Annotated in this window: 21 protein-coding genes; 11 read left to right on the forward strand and 10 right to left on the reverse strand. The window is 70.3% G+C overall.

The window, feature by feature from the left end; genetic code table 11:
* Positions 1 to 3: 3 nt before the first annotated feature.
* Entirely contained in the window at positions 4 to 558 is a 555-nt protein-coding gene (locus ACVBD7_RS01095; RefSeq protein WP_458095678.1) for a DUF2889 domain-containing protein, read from the reverse strand.
* A 47-nt stretch (positions 559 to 605) separates the two neighbouring features.
* Positions 606 to 2,288 (reverse strand): 3-dehydroquinate synthase, encoded by a 1,683-nt coding sequence (gene aroB, locus ACVBD7_RS01100; RefSeq protein ID WP_458095679.1) that lies wholly within the window; start codon positions 2,286 to 2,288, stop codon positions 606 to 608.
* A gap of 211 nt (positions 2,289 to 2,499) precedes the next feature.
* Between aroB and ACVBD7_RS01105 the strand changes: the two genes are divergently transcribed.
* Both ACVBD7_RS01105 and ACVBD7_RS01110 read left to right on the forward strand, forming a co-directional pair.
* A complete protein-coding gene (locus tag ACVBD7_RS01105) occupies positions 2,500 to 2,646 on the forward strand; it encodes a hypothetical protein (protein WP_458095680.1) in 147 nt (48 codons plus the stop codon).
* A gap of 24 nt (positions 2,647 to 2,670) precedes the next feature.
* On the forward strand, positions 2,671 to 3,570 hold the full coding sequence (locus ACVBD7_RS01110) for a tyrosine recombinase (protein ID WP_458095681.1): 900 nt from the start codon (positions 2,671 to 2,673) through the stop codon (positions 3,568 to 3,570).
* Positions 3,571 to 3,580: 10 nt separating this feature from the next.
* Here the strand turns inward: ACVBD7_RS01110 and ACVBD7_RS01115 are convergent, their stop codons facing one another.
* Both ACVBD7_RS01115 and ACVBD7_RS01120 read right to left on the reverse strand, forming a co-directional pair.
* Positions 3,581 to 4,324, reverse strand: a complete 744-nt coding sequence (locus ACVBD7_RS01115) for an SDR family oxidoreductase (protein WP_458095682.1) — start codon at positions 4,322 to 4,324, stop codon at positions 3,581 to 3,583.
* Positions 4,325 to 4,329: 5 nt separating this feature from the next.
* Positions 4,330 to 5,328, reverse strand: a complete 999-nt coding sequence (locus ACVBD7_RS01120; protein WP_458095683.1) for a Bug family tripartite tricarboxylate transporter substrate binding protein — start codon at positions 5,326 to 5,328, stop codon at positions 4,330 to 4,332.
* A gap of 242 nt (positions 5,329 to 5,570) precedes the next feature.
* Here ACVBD7_RS01120 and ACVBD7_RS01125 point away from each other — a divergent pair, with 242 nt between their 5' ends.
* Positions 5,571 to 6,527, forward strand: coding sequence for an acetyl-CoA carboxylase carboxyltransferase subunit alpha (locus ACVBD7_RS01125; RefSeq protein WP_458095684.1), 957 nt, complete (start codon positions 5,571 to 5,573; stop codon positions 6,525 to 6,527).
* Between the two features lie 42 nt (positions 6,528 to 6,569).
* On the opposite strand, the gene ACVBD7_RS01130 is transcribed toward ACVBD7_RS01125, so the two are convergent.
* The 6 genes from ACVBD7_RS01130 to ACVBD7_RS01155 form a co-directional block, all read right to left on the reverse strand.
* Positions 6,570 to 6,956, reverse strand: coding sequence for a hypothetical protein (locus tag ACVBD7_RS01130; RefSeq protein ID WP_458095685.1), 387 nt, complete (start codon positions 6,954 to 6,956; stop codon positions 6,570 to 6,572).
* A gap of 91 nt (positions 6,957 to 7,047) precedes the next feature.
* Complete coding sequence (locus ACVBD7_RS01135) at positions 7,048 to 8,784, reverse strand: hypothetical protein (RefSeq protein ID WP_458095686.1); 1,737 nt, start codon at positions 8,782 to 8,784, stop codon at positions 7,048 to 7,050.
* A gap of 24 nt (positions 8,785 to 8,808) precedes the next feature.
* The gene (locus ACVBD7_RS01140) at positions 8,809 to 9,927 is read right to left on the reverse strand and encodes a CgeB family protein (protein WP_458095687.1); all 1,119 of its coding nucleotides are present in this window, start codon (positions 9,925 to 9,927) and stop codon (positions 8,809 to 8,811) included.
* Positions 9,924 to 11,021: a CgeB family protein gene (locus tag ACVBD7_RS01145; protein ID WP_458095688.1), complete on the reverse strand. Its 1,098-nt coding sequence runs from the start codon at positions 11,019 to 11,021 to the stop codon at positions 9,924 to 9,926. Before ACVBD7_RS01145 ends, ACVBD7_RS01140 begins: the two co-directional genes overlap by 4 nt.
* Positions 11,018 to 11,617, reverse strand: a complete 600-nt coding sequence (locus ACVBD7_RS01150; RefSeq protein WP_458095689.1) for a histidine phosphatase family protein — start codon at positions 11,615 to 11,617, stop codon at positions 11,018 to 11,020. The genes ACVBD7_RS01145 and ACVBD7_RS01150 overlap by 4 nt, the downstream gene beginning before the upstream one ends.
* 7 nt (positions 11,618 to 11,624) lie before the next feature.
* A complete protein-coding gene (locus ACVBD7_RS01155) occupies positions 11,625 to 12,701 on the reverse strand; it encodes an inositol-3-phosphate synthase (RefSeq protein ID WP_458095690.1) in 1,077 nt (358 codons plus the stop codon).
* Positions 12,702 to 13,071: 370 nt separating this feature from the next.
* On the opposite strand from ACVBD7_RS01155, the gene ACVBD7_RS01160 reads away from it, so the two are divergent.
* From ACVBD7_RS01160 to ACVBD7_RS01195, 8 genes are all read left to right on the forward strand, one after another.
* Complete coding sequence (locus ACVBD7_RS01160) at positions 13,072 to 14,187, forward strand: NAD-dependent epimerase/dehydratase family protein (RefSeq protein ID WP_458095691.1); 1,116 nt, start codon at positions 13,072 to 13,074, stop codon at positions 14,185 to 14,187.
* Positions 14,188 to 14,192: 5 nt separating this feature from the next.
* Positions 14,193 to 15,257, forward strand: a complete 1,065-nt coding sequence (locus ACVBD7_RS01165) for an SDR family NAD(P)-dependent oxidoreductase (RefSeq protein ID WP_458097612.1) — start codon at positions 14,193 to 14,195, stop codon at positions 15,255 to 15,257.
* Positions 15,254 to 16,369 (forward strand): glycosyltransferase family 4 protein, encoded by a 1,116-nt coding sequence (locus ACVBD7_RS01170; RefSeq protein ID WP_458095692.1) that lies wholly within the window; start codon positions 15,254 to 15,256, stop codon positions 16,367 to 16,369. Before ACVBD7_RS01165 ends, ACVBD7_RS01170 begins: the two co-directional genes overlap by 4 nt.
* Positions 16,366 to 17,493 carry a CgeB family protein gene (locus ACVBD7_RS01175; protein WP_458095693.1) on the forward strand — a complete coding sequence of 376 codons (1,128 nt, stop codon included), beginning with the start codon at positions 16,366 to 16,368 and terminating at the stop codon, positions 17,491 to 17,493. The genes ACVBD7_RS01170 and ACVBD7_RS01175 overlap by 4 nt, the downstream gene beginning before the upstream one ends.
* Positions 17,494 to 17,498: 5 nt before the next feature.
* Complete coding sequence (locus ACVBD7_RS01180; protein WP_458097613.1) at positions 17,499 to 18,251, forward strand: TIGR04290 family methyltransferase; 753 nt, start codon at positions 17,499 to 17,501, stop codon at positions 18,249 to 18,251.
* Positions 18,248 to 19,159: a beta-xylosidase gene (locus ACVBD7_RS01185; protein WP_458095694.1), complete on the forward strand. Its 912-nt coding sequence runs from the start codon at positions 18,248 to 18,250 to the stop codon at positions 19,157 to 19,159. Before ACVBD7_RS01180 ends, ACVBD7_RS01185 begins: the two co-directional genes overlap by 4 nt.
* Positions 19,160 to 19,315: 156 nt before the next feature.
* Positions 19,316 to 20,284 carry an MDR/zinc-dependent alcohol dehydrogenase-like family protein gene (locus ACVBD7_RS01190; protein ID WP_458095695.1) on the forward strand — a complete coding sequence of 323 codons (969 nt, stop codon included), beginning with the start codon at positions 19,316 to 19,318 and terminating at the stop codon, positions 20,282 to 20,284.
* Positions 20,281 to 21,267: a Gfo/Idh/MocA family protein gene (locus ACVBD7_RS01195; protein WP_458095696.1), complete on the forward strand. Its 987-nt coding sequence runs from the start codon at positions 20,281 to 20,283 to the stop codon at positions 21,265 to 21,267. The genes ACVBD7_RS01190 and ACVBD7_RS01195 overlap by 4 nt, the downstream gene beginning before the upstream one ends.
* The last annotated feature ends 10 nt before the right edge of the window (positions 21,268 to 21,277 follow it).

A 21,277-nucleotide genomic window follows, 5' to 3' on the forward strand; every position in this document is an offset into this window, starting at 1 on the left:
GCGTCAGCCCGGTTCGGCGCGGCCCCAGCGCTCGGTCACGATCGGGCTGTCCGGCGCATAGGCGAGGCAGGTGCCCACCATGCGGTTGCGCGCGGCCTCGGCGGCGGCGGGATCCTCCGCCTCCTTCTTGCGACGGACGGGATAGATCGTCTGGAAGGCGACCGTGGCCATCTGGGCCAGCATCTCGCGCAGATGCGTGCAGCCGTGCACGCCGCCGACGCGCTCCTTCACCGCGCGGGTGAAGCCGGGGCCGATGCGTACCCCTTCCAGCGCCGAGAAGTTCGGTGCGGCCTGGGGGCAGATGGAATAGGGGGAGAAGTCGGTCGCGGCCTCGCAGGCCACGATCACCAGGTCCTCGTCCACCGTCAGGCGCAGCCACATGCCGTGCAGGGGGACACCCGGCTCGATCGTGCCGCGGTCGAGATTCCCGAAGGGGTAGGTCTTCGTGTCCTCAAGGTGGCCCTCGATGTCGAACAGCCCGTCCGCGCGGCGATAGCCGTGCATGTCGATGAGGCGCCGGTGGAGGGTTTCCCGGGAGGCGGGAGGGGAGAGCGGCATGGTGCGGTGCAAGATAGGGCGCGCGGCCCGCTTGGGCCAGCGCCGTCTCAAACTGCCCCTTCGTCCCGCAGCAGCGCCTCAACGGCGGCGGGCGGCACGTCGGCGGTGGTGAAGGCTCCACCGGCGCCGCAGAGCAGCACGAAGCGCATCGCGCCGTCCCGCACCTTCTTGTCCTTGCGCATCCGCCCGATCAACGCCTCGGCCGAGAAGCCCCGCGGCAGGTCCCCGATCCGCGCGGGCAGGCCCACGGCCTGCAGATGCTCCATCACCCGCCCCGGCCATTCCTGGGCGCAATGGCCAAGGCGCGCGGAGAGGGACGCCGCGAGGCCCAGCCCCACGGCCACCGCTTCGCCATGCAGCAGCGTGCCGTCATAGCCGCACTCGGCCTCCAGCGCATGAGCAAAGGTGTGGCCCAGATTGAGCAGGGCCCGGCCGCCCTCGGGCGCCTCCTCCCGCTCGTCGGCGACCACCACGGAGGCCTTCAACCGGCAGGATTCCAGCACCGCATGGCGAAGTGCGTCCGGGTCGCCGGCCATGGCGGCGGGGCCGTTCGCCTCGCACCACTCCCAGAGCGGGCCCTGGAGCAGGCCGTGCTTCGCCACCTCTCCCCAACCGGCGCGCAGCTCCCGCGCGGGAAGGGTGAGGAGGGTGTCGGTATCGGCCAGCACGATGCGCGGCTGGTGGAAGGCCCCGGCCAGGTTCTTGCCGGCGGCGAGGTTCACCCCGGTCTTGCCGCCGACCGAGCTGTCCACCTGGGCCAGCAGCGTGGTCGGCATCTGCACGAAGGGAAGGCCGCGCAGCGCCACCGCGGCGGCAAAGCCGGCAAGGTCTCCCACCACCCCACCGCCGAGGGCGATGACGGCGGTGCCGCGATCCGTACCGGCCGCCAGCAGGCCTTCCAGCACCGTTTCCAGCATGGAAAGGCGCTTGGACCCCTCGCCGGGCGGCACCGCGAGCTCGGCCCGGATCTCAAAGCCGCCCTCCTCCAGCCCAGCGCGCAGCCGGGGGCCGTGCAGCGCGGCGACCACACTGTCCGAAACGATGGCGACGCGGCGGGAGGGCAGATGCGCGGACAGAAGCCCGCCCGCGCGTGCCAGCAACCCGCTGCCCACCACCACCTCATAGGGATTGGCCGAAAGAGCGACGGGCAGGCGGGCCGGGCGGCGCCAGCCGGCGATGGCGCGTTCGGCGCGCACGGTCGTCACCTCCGGCGTGTCCTCGCCGCAGTCGAGCGACAGGTCGGCCTCGGCATAGAAGGGGTTACGGGCTGCCATCAGGCCGCGCAGCACCTCCTCCGGGTCCCGCCCGATGAAGAGCGGACGATTGCTGCGACCGGCGATGCGGCGCTTCAGCACGGGGATTTCGGCGCGCAGCCAGAGGGTGAGGGCGCCTGCATCCCGCAGGGCGCGGCGGGTGCGGGCATCGGCATAGGCGCCGCCGCCGGTGGCTAGCACCACGGGCGGACCGGCGGCGATGCGGGAGATGACGCGGCGCTCGCCGTCGCGGAAATGCGCCTCGCCGTAGCGGGCGAAGATCTCGGCAACCGACATGCCCGCGGCGTTCTCAATTTCCGTGTCGGCATCCAGGAAGGGCAGGCCCAGGCGCGCGGCCAGGCGGCGGCCGATCGCGGACTTGCCGGCGCCGGGCATGCCCACGAGCACGACGCTGCGTTCCGGGGCGGGGCGGGGCTCCCGAGGAAGAGGCGCGGCGTCCGGGGCTGCCTCGGGCATTGCGCCTGCCTCCGGCCCGGCCTCGGGCCAGGAGAGGTGGCCGGGCTGGCTTCCCGGCTGGCCTCCCAGTTGGGGCGAAGCGTCCGGATGCGCGGGGAGGGGATCGGCGAGGTTGCGTGACACGGCGCGCGACGCTAGCACAGCCCCGCCGCCACGTCGTCCGGGCGGACCCCGTTTCCGGGGAGCCGAGTTCTGGGATACCTGTCGCCCGATGTTCCGACGCCCCTTGCTGCTGCTGGTCTTGCTGCTGGTGGGCGCGATCATCGCGGCCCTGCTCGTCGTCGGCGCCTTTCCGCCGGGCGTGACGCAGCAGCCCGTCGAGCGAACCCTGCCGAACGATCGCTTCGGCCCGCGCTGATCCGCACCGGCTGATACGTCTGCCTTGAACCGGCATCTCGAGGCCTTCCTGGAGATGCTGGCGGCCGAGCGCGGCGCCGCCCGGAACACGCTGGCCGCCTATCGCGCCGATCTGGAGGACGCGTCCGGCTTCGCCTCCCGCCGCGCGGGCGAGGCCCCGGAGGCGATGAGCGCGGGGACGCTCAGCCGCTACGTTGCCAGCCTCACCGATGCCGGCCTGTCCCCCCGCACCGCCGCGCGCCGCCTCTCGGCCCTGCGCCAGTTCCACCGCTTCCTGGCGCGGGAGGGCGTACGGGCCGACGACCCGACCGAGACGCTGGATAGCCCCCGCCGCCCGCCGCCGCTGCCCCGCCCGCTGCGTGAGGCCGAGGTTGAAGCGCTGATCGCTGCCGCCGGGAGCCTGCCCGAGCGCCGGGCGCCGCTGGCGGTCGCGGTCTGCGAGCTTCTCTACTGTTCCGGCCTGCGGGCGAGCGAGCTGGTGGAGCTGCCGGCCACCGCCATGCGGGAGGATTCCCCCCTGGTGGTCGTGCGCGGAAAGGGGGCGAAGGAGCGGCTGGTCCCGATCAGCGCCCGCGCCCGCAAGGCCGCACTCGCCGCGCGGAAGACGGCTGTGGGGCATGAGCGGTCACGCTGGCTGTTCCCCTCCCGCGGGTCCTCGGGGCACCTCACCCGGCAGACCCTGAACAACTTGCTGCGCGAGGCCGCGCTGGGGGCAGGCATCGACCCCGAGCGGGTTTCGCCGCATGTGTTGCGGCATTCCTTCGCCTCGCATCTGTTAGGGCGGGGGGCGGATCTTCGCAGTCTGCAAGTGCTGCTCGGCCATGCCGATATCACCACCACCCAGATCTACACCCAGGTGCTGGAGGAGCGGCTGCGCGGCCTGGTGGAGGCGCACCACCCGCTCTCGGCCGGGCGCGAGGGCTGAGCGCGCGCCCTTAGCGGCCCCCGGTTATCGGGATGAGCGCGCCGGTCATGTAGGCGGCCTCACCCGAGAGGAGCCACAGGATGGCTTCCGCGCATTCCTCCGCCGTACCGACCCGGCCCATGGGGATGGTCGGGCCGATCTTCGCCAGCCGATCGCCGAGACCGGCGGCGGCATGGATCTCAGTGTCGATCAGCCCGGGCAGGATGGCGTTCACCCGGATGCCCTCCGGCGCCAGTTCCTTCGAGAGGCCCACCGTCAGGCTGTTCACCGCGCCCTTGGCTGCGGCATAGGCCGTCCACTGGCCCCCGCCGCCGATGGTGGCGGCGACGGAGGAGAGGTTCACGATCGCCCCGCCCGCCCCGCCGCGCTTCGTGGACATCCGCCGCACCGCTGCCTGGGTGCAGAGGAAGGTGCCGGTGACGTTCACATCGAGGATGCGGCGGATGGTCGCCGCGTCGTAGTCCTCGGTGCGGGTGGCGGGGCCGGTGATACCGGCATTGTTCACCAGCCCCGTCATCGGTCCCAGCTCGCGGTCGGCTGTGGCGAACATCGCCTCCACCTCCTCCTCCCGCGACACGTCGGCGCGGGCGAGGGCGGCGCGGCCGCCACCGGTGCGGATCTCCTCCGCAACCTCCCGGGCACGGTCCTCCCGCTCCGCATAATTGATCAGCACGGCATGGCCGCGCCGTGCCGCGAGCCGGGCGGCGGCGGCACCGATGCCGCGGCCCGAACCCGTGATCACCACCACTCCCATGCTGTTTATTCCACCTGCAGACGAAGCTCGGCCACCAGCGGCCGAACCTGCGCGACCTGTTCGGACACCGCCTGTCGCAGCTCGGCCGGAGAGGAGCCTACGGGCTCGGCGCCCACCTCGGCCATGCGGCGGCGGACATCCGGGTTAGCGGCGGCGGCGGCGATCTCGCGTTGCAGGCGGTCGATCACGGGCTGGGGCGTGTTGGCCGGGGCGAAGAAGCCGTTCCAGCCGCGCAGCTCCATGTTCGGGAACCCCTGCTCGCGCACCGTGGGCACGTCGGGTAATGCGGCGGAGCGCTGGGCGGCCAGCGTCGCCATCGGCTTCAGCGTGCCCGAGCGCACATGGCCAAGGGCAGTGGAGAGCTGGTCCCCGCCGAACTGCACGCGGCCGGCCACCATCTCCTGCACAAGGGGCGCGGCGCCGCGGAAGGGGATGTGCTCCATGCTGATGCCGGCATCGCGCTTCAGCACCTCGCCGGCCAGGTTCATGATGCTGCCCGGCCCGGTGGAGCCATAGAACAGCCCGGCCTGGCCCTGCGCCTTCGCATGCGCCACGAATTCGCGGAGGTCCCGCGCCGGTACGGAGGCGGAGGCAACGAGGAGCATCGGCACGTTGGCGGCGAGCGAGACGGGCGCGAAATCCCGCTCGATGTCATGCGGCGAACGACCCGCGAGCTGCAGCGCCGTGGTGGTCGAGGTGAAGGTGAGATTGTGGAACAGCAGGGTGTACCCATCCGGCGCGGCCTTGGCGACCACATCGGCCCCGATGGACCCGCCGGCGCCTGCCCGGTTCTCCACCACCACGGCCTGGCCCATCCCCTCGGTCATGCGCTGGGCAAACAGGCGGGCGAGCATGTCCGTGGTGCCGCCGGCCGAGAAGGGGACCACGACACGGATCGGGCGGTCGGGGTAGCTGCCCGCGCCCTGGGCAAAGGCCGGGCGGGAGAGGGCGGCCGGGACAAGGGCGGCGCCGAGCAGAATGGAACGGCGGCGAAAGGGCGGCATGGGGATCCTCCGTGTCATTCGCCCGTGTTCCCGGGCGATTGCAGGGGAGCGTAGAGGCCATCCGGGGCGCGCAGGAACAGGGTTTCTGCGGGCTGATGCCGAAGTGAGGCAGGCCCGGCCTCCCGCGTCCGGTCAGGGAGGAGGAGAGGTTCCGGCAGGCGAGGCCCGGCCCTTCACCCCCCGCTCTTTCCCCTGGGCCCACCCTGCGCTAATCCCCCCGCGCCCCCGGACCGGACTTTTGGATGCGTCACTTCCTGGATTTCGAGAAGCCGATCGCCGAGCTGGAAGGCCAGATCGAGGAGCTGCGCCGCACCACCGATGCGGGCGGCATCGATGTGGCCGACGAGGTCGGGCGCCTGCAGGACAAGGCCGAGAAGCTGCTGGCCGCCACCTATGCCAAGCTCACCCCCTGGCAGAAGGCCCAGGTGGCGCGGCACCCCGACCGGCCGAAATGCCTGGCCTATATCGCCGGGCTGATCGAGGACTTCACCCCCCTGGCCGGCGACCGCGCCTTTGCGGATGACCAGGCCATGGTGGGTGGGCTGGGCCGGTTCCGCGGCCATTCCGTGATGGTGCTGGGCATCGAGAAGGGTTCGGACACCGAGAGCCGCATCAAGCACAATTTCGGCAGCCCGCGGCCGGAGGGCTACCGCAAGGCGCGGCGCCTGATGGAGCTGGCCGGACGTTTCAACCTGCCCATCCTGTCCTTCGTGGACACCGCCGGCGCCTTCCCGGGCGTAGAGGCCGAGGCACGCGGACAAGCCGAGGCCATCGCGCGCTCGATCGAGGCGGGGCTGGACGCGCCGGTGCCCTTCATCGCCACCATCATCGGCGAGGGCGGCTCGGGTGGCGCCATCGCCATCGCCTCGGCGGACCGCGTGCTGATGCTGGAGCACTCAATCTACAGCGTGATCTCTCCCGAGGGCTGCGCCAGCATTCTGTGGCGGGATTCCACCCAGGCGGCGACTGCGGCCGAGGCGCTGCGCCTGACCGCCGAGGACCTGAAGCGCTTGAACCTTGTGGACAGCGTCGTGCCCGAGCCGATGGGCGGGGCGCATCGCGAAGCGGCGGCGATGGTGGACACGGTCGGCGACCGGATCGAGGCCTGCCTCAACCCTCTGATGACGCTGGACGGTGCCACGCTGCGGGCCCGCCGGCGTGAGAAGTTCCTGGAAATGGGGCGGACAGGGCTGGTCTGAGCCCGCCGGGCCCGGGCACCTCTGGCGCCCGGGACGTCAGCCTCAGCGGTAGTAGCCGCGACGGTAGCCGCGGTCGTAGCCACCGCGGTGATAGTAGCGCCCGCGGTTGTAGGAGCGGCCGCGGGAGCTGCTGCCGGCGATGGCGGCGCCGGCCACGGCACCCACCAGCCCGGCTGCGACCGCGGTGCCGACCACGGCGTTCTGCTGCGCCTGCTGGTCCGCCTGATACGCTTCGGCATTCGCGGCGGGCGCGAGCGCCTGATAATCATAGCAGGCCTCGCGGATGCCCTGGTTGCAGGCGTAGGCGGCGTTGCTCGCCTGCTGTTGATAGGGGCCAGGGCCGACCGGCACCGGCGCGCAGCCGGCGACGACGAGGCTGCCGGCTGCCAGAAGGGCGGCGAAGCGGAAGCCGTTGCTGGGGGCGATCATGGGCGGTTGTCCTCGCTCGGTTTCGTGAGACCAACGCTTTCGCGCGATCCGGGTTCCGGCGGGCGGCCTTGGCCGGTCCGCGGACGCAACATTATTCCGTACCCAGCACCCGCCGCAAATCCCCTGCGTAACGCTCTGCCGCAGCACGGGCCCGCGCGGCCTCCGGCGCGTTCCAGCTGGCGGCATCCGCCGCCATGCTGTGCAGGCCGAGCTGGAAGGCGAGGTAGCAGGGGGTGAGAAAGCCCAGCAGCGCCGGGTTCACCGGGCGGCCCGTCTCCCGTGCCAGGGCGGTGAGGAGGGCGTCCCGCTCCTCCTCCGAGAAGCTCAGCTCCGCCACCGCGCCAGCGACATCCCAGGCAATGTCCTGGCAGCCGATCAGGTCATGTGCCGCGGCGTGGTCCACGGCATCGGCCTTCAGCAGCCGGCCGTCCGGCAGGACCAGCCATTCCCAGGGGTGCAGGCGGTTGTCGGTCCAGGCGCGGCGCATGGCGGCATCGAGGGCAGGCAGTTGGTCCTGCCAGTGGTCCAGCCGGGCGGCGGCACGCTCGTCCAGAGCCTCGCGCGAGTTGGTGCGCGCCATCTCGAGCAGCGCGGCCGCCGAGGCGCCCGTCTCCGGCCCGGCCGGCATCTCGCGCGCGCGAAAGCCGAGATAGCGGCCGAGATGGGCGACCAGCGCAGTCCGGTCGATCCTGTTCGGGTCGAGCGGCCGTGAGTCCTCCATCCAGCGCTCGGCCAGGAAGCCGTGCAGCAGCCCGGCCGGTTCCGGCGTGAAGCCGGCGGCGTGGAGCTGGCGCGCCCTGCTGGCAGCCGCCTCGCCATGGGCGCCGAGGCCGGCAAACTTCAGGAGCCACACCTGCGCGGTGCGGTGGAGGAACTTGCGGCGTTCAAGGTAGGGGTGGATCGGCGGCCACTCGCCCTCGGTCGTGAAGCGCTGGGATCGCCAGGCACCGGCCGATATCTCCTGCAGCGGCGCCGTGGCGAGGCCGAGCCGCTCGGCGGCCCAGCGCCCCAGATGAGTGGGCAACTCGTCGAACAGGGCGGGGTGGCGGGAGACCGCGGCCCAGCGGGCGCGGGCGGCCTCCCCGGCTTCCGGGCCGGGCTCACCGCCATGGCCGGGGAGGAGATGGATGCGGTGCAGTCCAACGCCGCGGGCCTGGAGGAAATCCATCGCGGCACCGAAGCTGCTGCCGGACAGGCCGGGGCCCTCGTCGACCACGGCGTAGTGGGCGGTGGGGTCGTCCAGCAGGGATGCGGCTAAGGCAGGGTCCAGGGCCAGTTCGCGCCGGAAAGGGTGGCCGGTCGGGCGCAGGCTGCGCGGCACCGGGGCGCCCCGTGCGGCCGCCACCATCGCGGACAGGGCCGTGCCGATAGAGCGCAGGCCGATGACGCGCAGCGGCCCTGGCGGCAGGGCCGCGGCAGCCTCGGCATAGGCCTCAGGGTAGAGAGCGTAATGGGCGAAGCCCTCGGCGCGCCTCGGTTGGATCGAGGGCGGGAGGGGGCAGGCCTTCAGCGCCGCGACCTCCGCCTCGGGCAGAGGTGGGACGTCGGTGAAACCGGAGGCCCAGGAGAGATGGACGGCCTCTGCGATCCGCGTGAGCAGCGCCATGGCCGCATCGGCGGCGGGAGAGGCTGCATCCAACCCGCGGGCAGCGAAATCCACATCCGCCAGCCCCTGGGCCAGCTCCCCGGCCTCGATCAGGGCGGAGACCAAGGCCGCGTGACGTTCCAGGCCCAGGGGGCGCTGCGACAGGGAGCGCAGAGACGTTTCTAGCGCGTCCAGGACAGCGTGCGGGTCTGCCCGGCGCGGGACGTCGCCATAGACGATCATCGGGCGGGCCTCACGCGGCGCTTGTCAGGAAGCGACCCGCGCCTCCGCCTCGCCCAGTGCTGCCCGGCGGGCCATTGCCTCGCGCAGATGGCCGTCCAGCTCCGCCGCGCGGTGGGCTGCCGTGTGCTCAGCGAGGACGCGGGTGCGAAGAGCGCGCGACATGGCCTGGCGGCGCTCCTCAGGCATGTCGCGCAGCGCGGTCAGCACCTCTTCCGGGCTGTCCGCGAGGATGATCTCCTCGCCAGGCCGCAGCAGGGTATCGATGCCGTCCCAGCGATCCGAGATGATGGGGATGCCGCAGGCGCCGGCCTCGAACAGCCGCACGCTCGGGCTGTGGCCGGCGCGGATCATGTCGGCGCGGGTGACATTCAGCGTGTACCGGCTGCTAGCGTAAAAGGCAGGGTGTTCAGCTGGGGGAACGTGCTCGATCCGCTCGACATTGGCGGGCCAATCGATATCCCCGGGGTATTGCGGGCCGGCAACGGCGAAACGCAGCTCCGGGGCGCGGCGCGCGGGTTCGATCAGCAGGCGCTCCAGCGTCGGCTGGCGGTCGGGGCTGTAGGTGCCGAGATAGCTGAGGTCCCAACGGGGCGGCAGGTCGAGCGGGCGATAGGCGCCCTCGTCCACCGAGCAGTAGAGCTGGCGGGCGGCAGGGGAGCCGTACTGCCCCTCCAGCCGGTCCAGCGTCGGGCCGCCGGTAAAGGAGAGATAGACATCGTAGCCCGGGATAAGGGCGGGGGAGAGATATTCCTCGTCGCCACGTTCGAGCTTGGCCAGGGTGACGGGGGTGTCGATGTCGTAGAAGGCGGTCGCGCCTGCGGCCACCGCCTGCACCATGCGCCCGACCGCAACGCCTTCGGGCACATAGGAGCCGACGATCACGGCATCCGCGCCCGCCATGGCGGCGCGCCAGCCCTCGAGTGCGGCGAGGTCCGGGTACAGCTCCAGCCGGCAGAAGTCGGGGGAGGGGAGGTCGCGGTGCTGCGCGTACCAGGGCACGTCGCGCTCCAGGAACAGCACGTCGTGACCCCGCGCGGCGAAGGCCCGCAGCAGCGCGCGATAGGTGGTGGCGTGGCCGTTCCCCCAGGAGGAGGACAGGCTCAGACCCAGCACCACCACCCGCAGCGGCGCGCCCGCACTCACGCCGCCACGCCCCGTGCGCGCACGCGAACGGCTTCGGCCTTCAGCAACGCGTCCACCTCGGCGCCGCGGCGCGTGTAGGTGTGCCCGGCAAGGATGCGGGCCCGCGCCGCTTTGCCGATCGCCTTCGCGCGCTCGGGCGTGAGGCGGCGCATGTGCTCGGCAACATCCGCGCCATCACGGGCGACGAGAACCTCCTCGCCCTCCTTCAGGAACAGCTCCAGCCCAACCCAGGCATCGGTAATGAGGCAGGCGCCGGCGCCTGCGGCCTCAAACACCCGGGTGGCGGGTGAGAAGCCCACCGCCGCCATGCTGTCCCGCGCCACGTTCAGCACGGCGAGCGAGGAGGTGTTGAAGGCGTTGTGGTCGCGCGTGCCGAGATGGCCAATGCGGCGGACGTTTTCCGGCATCGGCTTGCCGTCCCAGCCATTGCCGCCGAGCAGGAAGGCCTTGTCCGGCAGTTGCGCGGCGGCCTTGAGGAAGAACTCCTCCACCCGCGCCTCGCGATCCGGCAGGCGGTTCGCCAGGAAGTTCAGGTCGCCCGCGTACCGCGGATCGGCGGGGACGGGATGGTGCGTCTCGGGGTCGAGCGCGTTGTAGATCGGGATGCAGCGCCGGGCGCCCAACCCCTCATAGGCCGCGATGACGGGCGGGCCGCCGCCATAGGTCAGCACGAGGTCCAGAAGGGGAAGGGTGCGGCGGAGCGCGTGGTCCGGCGCGGGGGTGATCTCGGCGAGCGTCGCGGGCGCGTCCACATCCCAGAAGATGCGGATGGCATCCGGCCGCGCGGCCTTCATCACACCCTCGATCAGTTCGTTGTCGAAGACGCCGACGCCGCTGGCCTTCACCACCACATCGGCCAGGCCCGCTTCCGCCATCACGTCGCGCAGAGCGTCCTCGGTCGCGTCATAGACGCGGACCTCGGCCCAATCAGGCGGATCGATGTCGCGGTTCTTCTGCCGGTCGAAGGCGTCCGGCTCGTAGAAGGTGATGGTGTGCCCGCGCGCGGCGAGGTCGCGCAGCATGCCCCGGTAATAGGTTGCTGCACCGTTCCAGTAGGAGGAAAGAAGGCTCGATCCGTAGAAGGCGATCTTCATGCCGCCACCGCCTCATTCATGCCCAGCACCTTTGCTCCACCATCCCACACCGCCAGCGTGCTGACGGAGGCGGGCGAAATCTCAAATCTCTGAAGCCCATCCAGCGATATCGCCAGCACATGGGCCAGCACGGCCTTGATCACGTCGCAATGGCTGACCACGGCGACGCGGCCTTCGGGGTGGGCGCTGCACAGACCTTGCACGGCATCCACGGCGCGCGCCTGCGCCTCCGCCATGCTCTCGCCGCCCGGAGCGCGCGAGATGGCGCGCGCCGCGTTCCAGCGCGTCCAGTCCGGGTCGCCGTCCAAAGACTCGAAAGTCCGGCCTGTCCAGTCGCCGAAGTCGATCTCGGCCATGGCCGCCAGGTCCCGCGGCACCAGGCCCAGCCTCGCCGCGATCGGCGCCGAGGTCTCCCGTGCGCGCTCTAGCGGGCTGGAATACACCGCCTCGATCGCCTCGCCCGCCAGCCGTGCCGCCAATGCGGATGCCTGCCGCCGCCCGTGATCGCCGAGCGTCACGCCGGCCATCCGGCCGCAGAGCGTGCTGCCCACGCGATCATGCGCGGCATGGCGAATAAGGAAGATCGTGGCGGCCACCGGCCAGCTAGCCCTCGCCGGCCACGAAGCGGAGCACGCGCTCGCGCGCCTCGTTGTCCTGGAACTGCTGCGGCGGCGACTTCATGAAGTAGCTGGAGGGCCCCACCAGCGCGCCGCCGATCCCGCGGTCCAGCCCGATCTTGGCGCAGCGCACCGCATCGATCACCACGCCGGCCGAGTTGGGCGAATCCCACACCTCCAGCTTCAGCTCCAGGTTCAGCGGCATGCCGCCGAAGCCCGTGCCTTCCAGCCGGATCTGCGCCCACTTCCGGTCGGTCAGCCAGGGCACATGATCGCTGGGGCCGACATGCACGTCGCCGGCCGGGAGTGGCACGTCGAACTGGCTGGTGACGGCCTGGGTCTTGGAGATCTTCTTCGATTCCAGCCGCTCGCGCTCTAGCATGTTCAGGAAGTCGGCATTGCCACCGAAGTTGAGCTGGTAGGTGCGATCCAGCCGCACGCCGCGGTCCTTGAACAGGTTGGCCAGCACGCGGTGCACGATGGTCGCGCCGACCTGGCTCTTGATGTCGTCGCCAATGATCGGCAGGCCGCGCGCCTCGAACCGCTTCTGCCATTCCGGATCGGAGGCAATGAAGACGGGAATGCAGTTCACGAAGGCACAGCCCGCCTTGAGTGCCTGCTCCGCGTAAAACTCGGTGGCCTTCTGCGAGCCGACCGGGAGGTAGGAGACCACCACATCAGTGCGCGATTCCTCGAGCACCTTGGCCACATCGGCCACGGGCGCATCGGATTCCGTGATCTCAGCGCTGATGTAGCGGCCGATTCCGTCCAGCGTGGCGCCGCGCTGCACGGTCACGCCGGTCGGCGCCACCTTAGCAAAGACATGGGTGTTGTTCGGCGAGGCCCCGATCGCATCGGCCACGTCGCGCCCGACCTTCTCGGCGTTCACGTCGAATGCGGCCGAGATCTCGATGTCACCAACATGATAGCCGCCGAGCTCGACATTCATGAGCCCCGGGACGGGCTCGTTCGAGACGGCGTCGCGGTAGTAGGTGATGCCCTGCACGAAGGAGGAAGCGCAGTTGCCCACGCCGACAACGGCAACGCGGAGTGCGCGCCTCACAGGGAAATGCCTCCACGTGCGGGTCGGAGCAGGTTGCGCGGCCAAGCGGCCAGGAGGCGGGACGACCCGGGCATCAAGAGATCAGAATTCCTATTCCCGCGCCTGTCGGCCATGTGCCGGGCGCTGCATCAACTTAGCTTCGCGCGTCGTGAAGGATCAATCTCTCGGCCGCAACCCATTGCTGCCGCCGGCTTGTCACAAGAAAATGTGATCCCATTCCTGGCCTTCTTCTTACCTTCACACGCCTTCTGTTCGGGGGGCGTAGGGGGTAAAGACTCAGAGGCCACCACGGCGTTCCGGTGAGCGGAGTCGAAAATCATCGTCTTCCGCGCCTTGCGCCGCAATCGATGGCAGGCCGGAGGGCGAGGGTTTGGCTGAATCGATCCTGATCACCGGTGGCGCCGGCTTCATCGGGCGCTACGTGTCGCGTGCGTTGCTCGATCGCGGCGATCATGTCCGCGTGCTGGATAGCTTCATCGAGCAGGTGCATGCGGATCGCGGCGCCGACGGGCTCGATTCCGAGGTGGAGGTGGTGCGCGGCGACGTGCGCGACCCCGATGCGGTGGCCCGTGCGCTGAAGGGCGTGGACAAGGTGGTCCATCTCGCGGCCGAGGTCGGCGTCGGGCAAAGCATGTACGCGATCGACCGCTACGTCTCGGTCAACGATCACGGCACGGCCGTACTGTTTCAGCAACTCATCGACCAGCCGGTGAAGCGCGTCGTCGTGGCCTCTTCCATGAGCGTCTATGGCGAGGGGTTGTACCGCGATGCGGACGGCAACCTGGTGGAGGACGCCGTGCGCCGCCCGCGCAGCGGCCCCGATGCGCCCTGGGACCCGCTGGACGCCAAGGGCCGCCCGATGGTGCCTGTGCCGACGCCGGAGTGGAAGCGCACTAATCTCGCCTCCGTCTATGCCATCAGCAAGTTCGTGCAGGAGCGGCTGACGCTTACCGTCGCGCCCACCTACGGGATGGAAGGCGTCGCACTGCGGCTGTGGAATGTCTATGGCGCGGGCCAGGCGCTCTCGAACCCCTATACGGGCGTGCTGGCGATCTTCGCTGCGCGGTTGCAGAACGGCCAGCCGCCGATGATCTTCGAGGACGGGCAGCAGCGCCGCGACTTCGTGCATGTGGAGGACGTGGCGAACGCCTTCCTCCTCGCGCTCGACCGGCCGCAGGCCGCGGGCGGCGTGTTCAACATCGGCAGCGGCGTGGACCGCACGGTGACGGAGGTGGCGGCCGATCTGGCCACCGCCATGGGTCGCACTGGCCTGCTGCCGGAGATCGCGGGCAAGACCCGCGCCGGCGACATCCGCCACAATATCCCCGACATCACCAAGGCCCGCGAGGAGCTGGGCTACGTCACCCGGCATCTCGATTTCACCGCGGATCTCGCGGAACTGGCCGAATGGGTCGCGCGGCAGCAGTCGCAAGACCGCGTGAGCCAGGCGCGGAACGAGCTGGAGCTGCGGGGACTGGTGGCGTGAACGAGATGGCGGCTCCGGCCATCACGGGAAAGCAGCCCGTCCTCGTCACGGGCGGCGCGGGCTTCATCGGCTCCAACCTTGCCGACCGGCTGGCCTCCGAAGGGCATGACGTCCTCATCTATGACGCGCTGACGCGGCCGGGGGTCGAGACCAATCTCGAATGGCTGAAGCGGCGGCATCCCCGGCGCATCTCCGCCACCGTCGCCGATGTGCGCGACACGGCCTCGCTCGCCTCTGCGGCGCAGGAGGCCTCGGCGGTGTTCCATCTCGCGGCGCAGGTCGCGGTGACCACAAGCCTCACCGACCCGCGCGCAGATTTTGACATCAATCTCGGCGCCAGCTTCGCGCTGCTCGATGCGCTGCGCCAGCGCGGTGGCCATGTGCCTGTCGTCTTCGCCAGCACCAACAAGGTGTATGGCGATCTGGCCGATGTGGAGTTGGCGCTGGATGGCGAGGCCTATGCGCCCGTCGATCCAGCGATCCGTGCGAAGGGCATCGGCGAGGACCGGCCGCTCGATTTCCACACGCCCTATGGCTGCTCCAAGGGCGCGGCGGACCAGTATGTGCTGGATTTCGGCCGCTCCTTCGGCGTGCCGACTGCCGTTCTGCGCATGAGCTGCATCTACGGGCAGCGGCAGATGGGCACGGAGGACCAGGGCTGGGTCGCGCATTTCGTGCTGCGCGCACTGCGCGGCGAGCCGATCAGCATTTATGGCGACGGCTGCCAAGTGCGGGACGTGCTGGATGTAGGCGATGCCGTCGCGGCTTATATGGCCGCCTGGAAGGGCATCAATGCCATCTCGGGGCGCGCCTTCAACCTCGGCGGCGGGCCGGTTAATGCGGTGAGCCTGCGCCAGCTCCTCGCGCATATCGGCGACCTGACGAACCGCGTCGTCGATACGCGCTACGCCGATTGGCGCGCTGGGGACCAGCGCTACTACGTCTCCGACACCACCCGCGCGACGCGCGAGCTCGGGCTGGGCCCCGCCCGCCCGTGGCGCGAGGGCGTCGCGGCCCTCGCACAATGGCTCCGGCAGGAGCGCGCCGCGCCGGAGCCCGCCAGCGCGTGAGCCCCAGGCGGGAGTCGACGCGCCTGCTGATGACGGCCGATGCCGCCGGCGGGGTCTGGACCTATGCGCTCGACCTCGCGGGCGGGCTTGCGGCCCGTGGTGTCATCACCACCCTCGCCGTGCTCGGCCCGGCGCCAAATGACGGGCAGCGCGCGCAGGCCGAGGCTGTGCCCGGGCTGCAGCTTCGGCTGACGGACCTGCCGCTGGACTGGCTGGCCGAGGGGCCGGAGCCGGTGCTTGCCGCCGCCGGGTCGCTCGCGGCGCTGGCGCGGGAGACGGGCGCGGACCTCGTGCATCTGAACAGCCCGGCCCACGCGGCCGGCGCGGCGTTCCCGGTGCCGGTTGTCGCCGTCTCCCATTCCTGCACGGCCACCTGGTGGGACGCAGTGCGCGGTGGCGATCTGCCGGAGGACTTTGCCTGGCGCGCCGCGCTGCTGCGTCGGGGGCTGCTTGCGGCCGATGCCGTGATCACACCCAGCCATGCCTTTGCCGAAGCGACTGCCCGGCGTTACACGCTGCCGCGCCCGCCCGTGGCCGTGCATAACGGCCGCAGGCCACTGGTGGCCCCTGGTGGGGGAGCGGAGGTGCCTGATCTGTTTGCCCTGACGGTCGGGCGGCTGTGGGACACGGGCAAGGGCCTCGATCTCCTGGATCGCGTTGCCGCCCGGGTGCAACTGCCCGTGTTGGCGGCCGGTCCGATCAATGGGCCCGACGGTACACGTGCGAAGCTCAACCATATCCGTCCGCTCGGCAATCTCGACGAGCCCGCACTCGTGGCGCTGCTTGCTCGCAAGCCGATCCTCGTCTCCCTTGCGCTCTACGAACCTTTTGGGCTGGCCGTGACCGAAGCGGCCCAGTGCGGATGCCCACTGGTGCTCTCCGACATTCCCACCTTCCGGGAGCTGTGGGACGGCGCCGCCCTTTTCGTCCCCGCGCGCGACGAGGCGGCCGTCGCTGCCGCGCTCAACAAGCTTGCCGAGAGCCCCGAGGAGCGTGCCCGGCTCGGCGCCGCTGCCCGGGCTCGCGCCGCCCGCTACACGGTGGAGGCGATGACGGAGGCCACCCTTGCAGTGTATCGGGGCGTTCTGATGCAGGGGACCGCCGCCGCGTGAAACTTGTCTATCTCACCCATTCACTCGCCTCCTGCTGGAACCACGGCAACGCGCACTTCCTGCGCGGCGTGTTGCGGGACCTGGTTCATCGCGGGCACGAGGTGCTGGCGCTGGAGCCCCAGGGTGCCTGGAGCCTGGAGAACCTGCTGCGTGACCATGGCGAGGCCGGGCTCTACGCCTATCGGACGAACTACCCCGAACTGAACGCGCGCATCGTCGCCGGCACGGAGGAGGTGGAGGCCGCCGTCTCCGACGCCGATGTCGTCATCGTACATGAGTGGAACGAACCCGCGCTGGTCGCCGCCATCGGTCGCCTGCGTCGCAACGGTGCGCGATTCACCCTGCTGTTCCACGACACCCATCACCGCGCTGTCTCCGACCCCGAGGCGATCCGCACCTTCGACCTGGACGGCTATGACGGCGTGCTCGCCTTCGGCGCTACCCTGTCCGAAGTGTACCGGCGCTGGGGCTGGGGCGACCGCGTCTTCACCTGGCACGAGGCCGCCGATCTCCGCTTGTTCCACCCGCCCGCGCAGGAGGGGCCGCGCGAAGGGCTGGTCTGGATTGGCAACTGGGGCGATGGCGAGCGCAGCGCGGAGCTGGAGAGCTTCCTGTTCCGCCCGGCGCAGACCGTGGGCCTGCCGCTGGATATTTACGGCGTGCGCTACCCGGACGAGGCGTTGGAGACCCTGCGCCGCTACGGCGTGCACTACCGGGGCTGGCTGCCCAACGCGCGGGCGCCCGAGATCTTCGCCAACCACCTGGCCACCGTGCACGTGCCCCGCCGCTTCTACGTGCAGATGCTGCCGGGCATCCCAACCATCCGTGTCTTCGAGGCGCTGGCCTGCGGCATCCCGCTCGTCTCCGCGCCCTGGGAGGATTCCGAGCATCTCTTCCGCCCTGGTACCGACTTCCTTACCGCAGCGGACGAAGTGGAGATGACCCGGCACCTCACCGCTCTCCGCGGCGATCCGGCGCTGCGCCACTCCCTGGTCCAGCACGGCCTCGAGACGATCCGCGCGCGGCACAGCTGCGCGCATCGCGTGGACGAGTTGCTTGGCATCCTCCGCCAGCTCGATGCCGCCCCCACCCGGCGCCTCGGCCCTGCGGAGCATGCGGCGTGACGGCGATGACGCAGGACGAGATTCGCCAGCGCGTCGAGGCGCTCGGTGACTGGTTCCATGACATGGACCTGGGCGGCGTCCGCACCGCGCCGAACCACTTTCTCTGGGGCTATCCCGAGAACAAATTCAAGCATTTCGCGCATGTCATCCCCGCCGACCTGACGGGAAAGACGGTGCTTGATATCGGCTGCAATGCCGGCTTCTACAGCCTGGAGATGTCCCGCCGCGGTGCCGCCCGCGTGCTTGGCATCGACAGCGACGACCGCTACCTCGCCCAGGCCCGCCTCGCCTCCGAGGTGACAGGGCTGAAAGCGGAGTTCCGCAACCTTTCTGTGTATGAGGTCGGCGCGCTCGGCGAGCGGTTCGACCTCGTGATCTTCATGGGCGTGCTCTACCACCTGCGCCACCCGCTGCTCGCGCTGGACCTTATCCACGAGCATGTCGCGGGCGACCTGATGCTGTTCCAATCCATGCAGCGCGGTGCGACCGAGGCGATGGCGCCCGCGCACGACTACCCGTTCACCGAGACCGCGGTGTTCGATGATCCGGCCTGGCCGAAGCTGCACTTCATCGAGCACCGCTACTCGCAAGACCCCTCCAACTGGTGGGCGCCGAACGCGTCGGCCGCGGAAGCCATGCTGCGCTCCGCCGGCTTTGCCGTGCTCGAGCACCCGGAGCAGGAGGTTTATCTCTGCCGGCGCGTGGAGGCCCCCTGGGGTGCCGGTGCCGCCTATCCAGTCAAGGAGCCGCGCGCGTGATCGAAGCCGCGATGATCTGGAACGAGCCCAACAACAAGTCCCATTGGGACCCCGAGATCGATCCGGGCTGGGCGATCTTCGCCGAGACGGTGAAGCTTGCCGGCCGCGCGATCAAGCAGGCCAATCCGGACATCCCGCGTGTCCTCGGCGGCATCTCGCCCATCGATCCCACCTTCATCCAGAACATGGCCCATCGGGGCGCCATGGAGGAGATCGACGTGGTGGCCGTGCACGGCTTTCCGCTCGACTGGAATCTCTGGAAGATCGGCGAGTGGCCCGCGAAGATTGACGAGATCCGCGCCGTCACCGACAAGCCCATCTGGGTCAGCGAGGTCGGCATCTCCACCTTCGGCGCCGAGGAGGTGCAGGCCTGGGGCGTGGATCGCACCGCCGAGCTCCTGATCGGCAAGGCCCCGCGCATCCACTGGTACAGCCTGTACGACCTGCCCCAGGCATGGGGCGCCACCACGCGCCACCGCGAGGCCGAGGGCTCCTCCTACTACCGCCATTTCTACATGGGCCTGCTGCGCGAGGACGGGTCGCCCAAGCCCTCCATCGACCACTTCGCCAAGCACACGCCCCATATGGGCCTGTGCCAGTGGTTCCATTACGAGGATCATCGGCTGGACGACGCGGTGGCCTGGATGAAGCGCCTCGGCGTCACCTATCTCCGCACCGGCCTGTCCTGGGCCGACAGCTTCCGCCCCAACGCGCTCGATTGGTTCGACCGGCAGATGGAGGCGCTCGCGGATTTCGACGTGACCGTCACCTTCTGCTTCACGCCGGAGCATCGCGGCATCGCGCCCCACCACACCAGCCCGCCGCAGGTGCCGGAGGAGTTCGCGGAGTTCTGCGCCTCGATGATCCGGCGGTATGCGCCGGCCAAGGCGACGATCGCCGCGGAGTAGAAAGGCCTGGGAGAAGGAATTCTCTCCGGACCCCTCATCTTTTTCTATCGGGCTGTCGCGGGCCAAGGGCCAATGGCGCCCCAGCAAACAAGCCAAAAGAAGGAGGGGGCTTGGGGGAGTTCATCTCCCCCAACCTTGCTTCCAGGGACCACCCCAATGAGTGCCACCATGCGCGCCGCCATCCTCACAGGCCCCGGCCAGATCGAGGTGCAGAGCATCGCCCGCCCTGAACCCGGCAAAGACCAGGTCCGGCTGCGCCTGGAGGGCTGCGGCGTCTGCGCCTCCAACCTCACGCCCTGGTCGGGCCCGGATTGGATGAAGTTTCCGACCGAGCCCGGCGATCTTGGCCATGAGGCCTGGGGGACGATCGATGCGGTGGGAGAGGGGGTACAGGGCCTCTCCGTGGGCGACCGCGTGGCTGCGCTCTCCTATCGCGGCTATGCCGAATACGACCTGGCCGATGCGGAGAATGTTGTGCGCCTGCCCGACAGCCTCGCCGGCCAGCCCTTCCCAGGCGAGCCGCTAGGCTGCGCGATGAACATCTTCCGCCGCAGCGAGATCAAGGCGGGGCAGACCGTCGCCATCCTCGGCATCGGCTTTCTCGGCGCGATCCTGACGAAGCTGGCTACGGATGCGGGGGCGCGTGTGATCGCCATCTCCCGCCGTCCTTTCTCGCTCGACCTGGCGCGGGACATGGGCGCGGTCGAGACCATTCCGATGGAGGACCACAACGGCATCATCGCCCGCGTGAAGGAGCTGACGGACGGCACCTTCTGCGACGTGGTGATCGAGGCAGTGGGCAAGCAGTGGCCGCTCGACCTCGCCGCGGAACTGACGAAGGAGCGCGGGCGCCTCATCGTCGCGGGGTATCACCAGGACGGGCCGCGGCAAGTGAACATGTGGCTGTGGAACTGGCGTGGCCTCGACGTCATCAACGCGCATGAGCGCGACCCGAAGGTCTACATGCAGGGCATTCGGGAGGCGGTGGAGGCCGTCGCGGCCGGGCGGATCGATCCGCGGCCGCTGATGACGCATGAGTTCGGGCTCGACCGCTTGGGCGAGGCGCTCGACGCCACGCGGGACCGGCCCGATGGTTTCCTCAAGGCCCTGGTGCGCTTCGAATGAGCCGCCCGCGCCTCGGCTTCCTCGGCGTCGGCTGGATCGGCCGGCACCGCATGCAGGCCATCCTGGCCACGGGCGCGGTGGAAGCCGCCGCCATCGCCGATCCCTCGCCCGAGATGGTGGCGGAGGCCCAGCGCCTGGCGCCCGGGGCCGCCGTGGTCGGCGGGATGGAGGAGATGCTCGCCCTCGGGCTGGACGGGGTGGTGATCGCCACGCCGAGCGCCTTGCACGCCGCGCAGACGATCCAGGCGCTGCAGGCTGGCGCGGCCGTGTTCTGCCAGAAGCCCCTCGGCCGCACCGCCGCCGAGGTGCGGGAGGCGGTTGAGGCCGCGCGTCGCGCCGACCGGCTGCTAGGGGTTGATCTCTCCTATCGGTACACCGAGGGCATGCGCCGCATCCGCGCGGTGATTTCCGAGGGCGGGCTTGGCCGCGTCCACGCCGCCGACCTTGTTTTCCACAACGCCTATGGCCCGGATAAGCCGTGGTTCCGTGACCCCGCGCTCTCGGGCGGAGGCTGCGTCATGGATCTCGGCGTGCACCTGGTGGACCTGGCGCTCTGGGCGCTGAATTTTCCGGAGGTGGCGCAGGTCACCGGCCATCTCTTCGCCGGCGGCGAGCCGCTGGGTGGTCGCACCGATCGCGTGGAGGACTATGCAGTCGCCACCATCGAGCTGAATGACGGCACGGTGCTGCGCCTGGCTTGCTCCTGGAACCTGCATGCGGGGCAGGACGCGGTGATCGCAGCCGAATTCCACGGGGCATCCGGGGGCGCCGCGTTGCGCAACGTCAACGGCTCCTTCTACGACTTTACGGCGGAGCGGTTCCGCGGCACCGCGCGCGAGCCGCTGGCCATCCCGCCCGACGAGTGGGGCGGGCGTGCTGCGGCGGATTGGGCGAGCCGGCTTGCCGGTGGGGCGCGGTTCGACCCCGGGGCGGAGTCCCTGGTCACCGTTGCCGAAGTTCTGGACCGCATCTACGGGCGTTAAGGCAGAAGCG

Source organism: Roseomonas sp. WA12 (assembly GCF_054165765.1).

Bases quoted from the DNA above. Each gene is read 5' to 3' on its own strand.
- ACVBD7_RS01095 (WP_458095678.1), bottom strand. From the start codon at position 558: ATGCCGCTCTCCCCTCCCGCCTCCCGGGAAACCCTCCACCGGCGCCTC.
- aroB (WP_458095679.1), bottom strand. From the start codon at position 2,288: ATGCCCGAGGCAGCCCCGGACGCCGCGCCTCTTCCTCGGGAGCCCCGC.
- ACVBD7_RS01105 (WP_458095680.1), top strand. From the start codon at position 2,500: ATGTTCCGACGCCCCTTGCTGCTGCTGGTCTTGCTGCTGGTGGGCGCG.
- ACVBD7_RS01115 (WP_458095682.1), bottom strand. From the start codon at position 4,324: ATGGGAGTGGTGGTGATCACGGGTTCGGGCCGCGGCATCGGTGCCGCC.
- ACVBD7_RS01120 (WP_458095683.1), bottom strand. From the start codon at position 5,328: ATGCCGCCCTTTCGCCGCCGTTCCATTCTGCTCGGCGCCGCCCTTGTC.
- ACVBD7_RS01125 (WP_458095684.1), top strand. From the start codon at position 5,571: ATGCGTCACTTCCTGGATTTCGAGAAGCCGATCGCCGAGCTGGAAGGC.
- ACVBD7_RS01130 (WP_458095685.1), bottom strand. From the start codon at position 6,956: ATGATCGCCCCCAGCAACGGCTTCCGCTTCGCCGCCCTTCTGGCAGCC.
- ACVBD7_RS01135 (WP_458095686.1), bottom strand. From the start codon at position 8,784: ATGATCGTCTATGGCGACGTCCCGCGCCGGGCAGACCCGCACGCTGTC.
- ACVBD7_RS01145 (WP_458095688.1), bottom strand. From the start codon at position 11,021: ATGAAGATCGCCTTCTACGGATCGAGCCTTCTTTCCTCCTACTGGAAC.
- ACVBD7_RS01165 (WP_458097612.1), top strand. From the start codon at position 14,193: ATGGCGGCTCCGGCCATCACGGGAAAGCAGCCCGTCCTCGTCACGGGC.
- ACVBD7_RS01180 (WP_458097613.1), top strand. From the start codon at position 17,499: ATGACGCAGGACGAGATTCGCCAGCGCGTCGAGGCGCTCGGTGACTGG.
- ACVBD7_RS01190 (WP_458095695.1), top strand. From the start codon at position 19,316: ATGAGTGCCACCATGCGCGCCGCCATCCTCACAGGCCCCGGCCAGATC.
- ACVBD7_RS01195 (WP_458095696.1), top strand. From the start codon at position 20,281: ATGAGCCGCCCGCGCCTCGGCTTCCTCGGCGTCGGCTGGATCGGCCGG.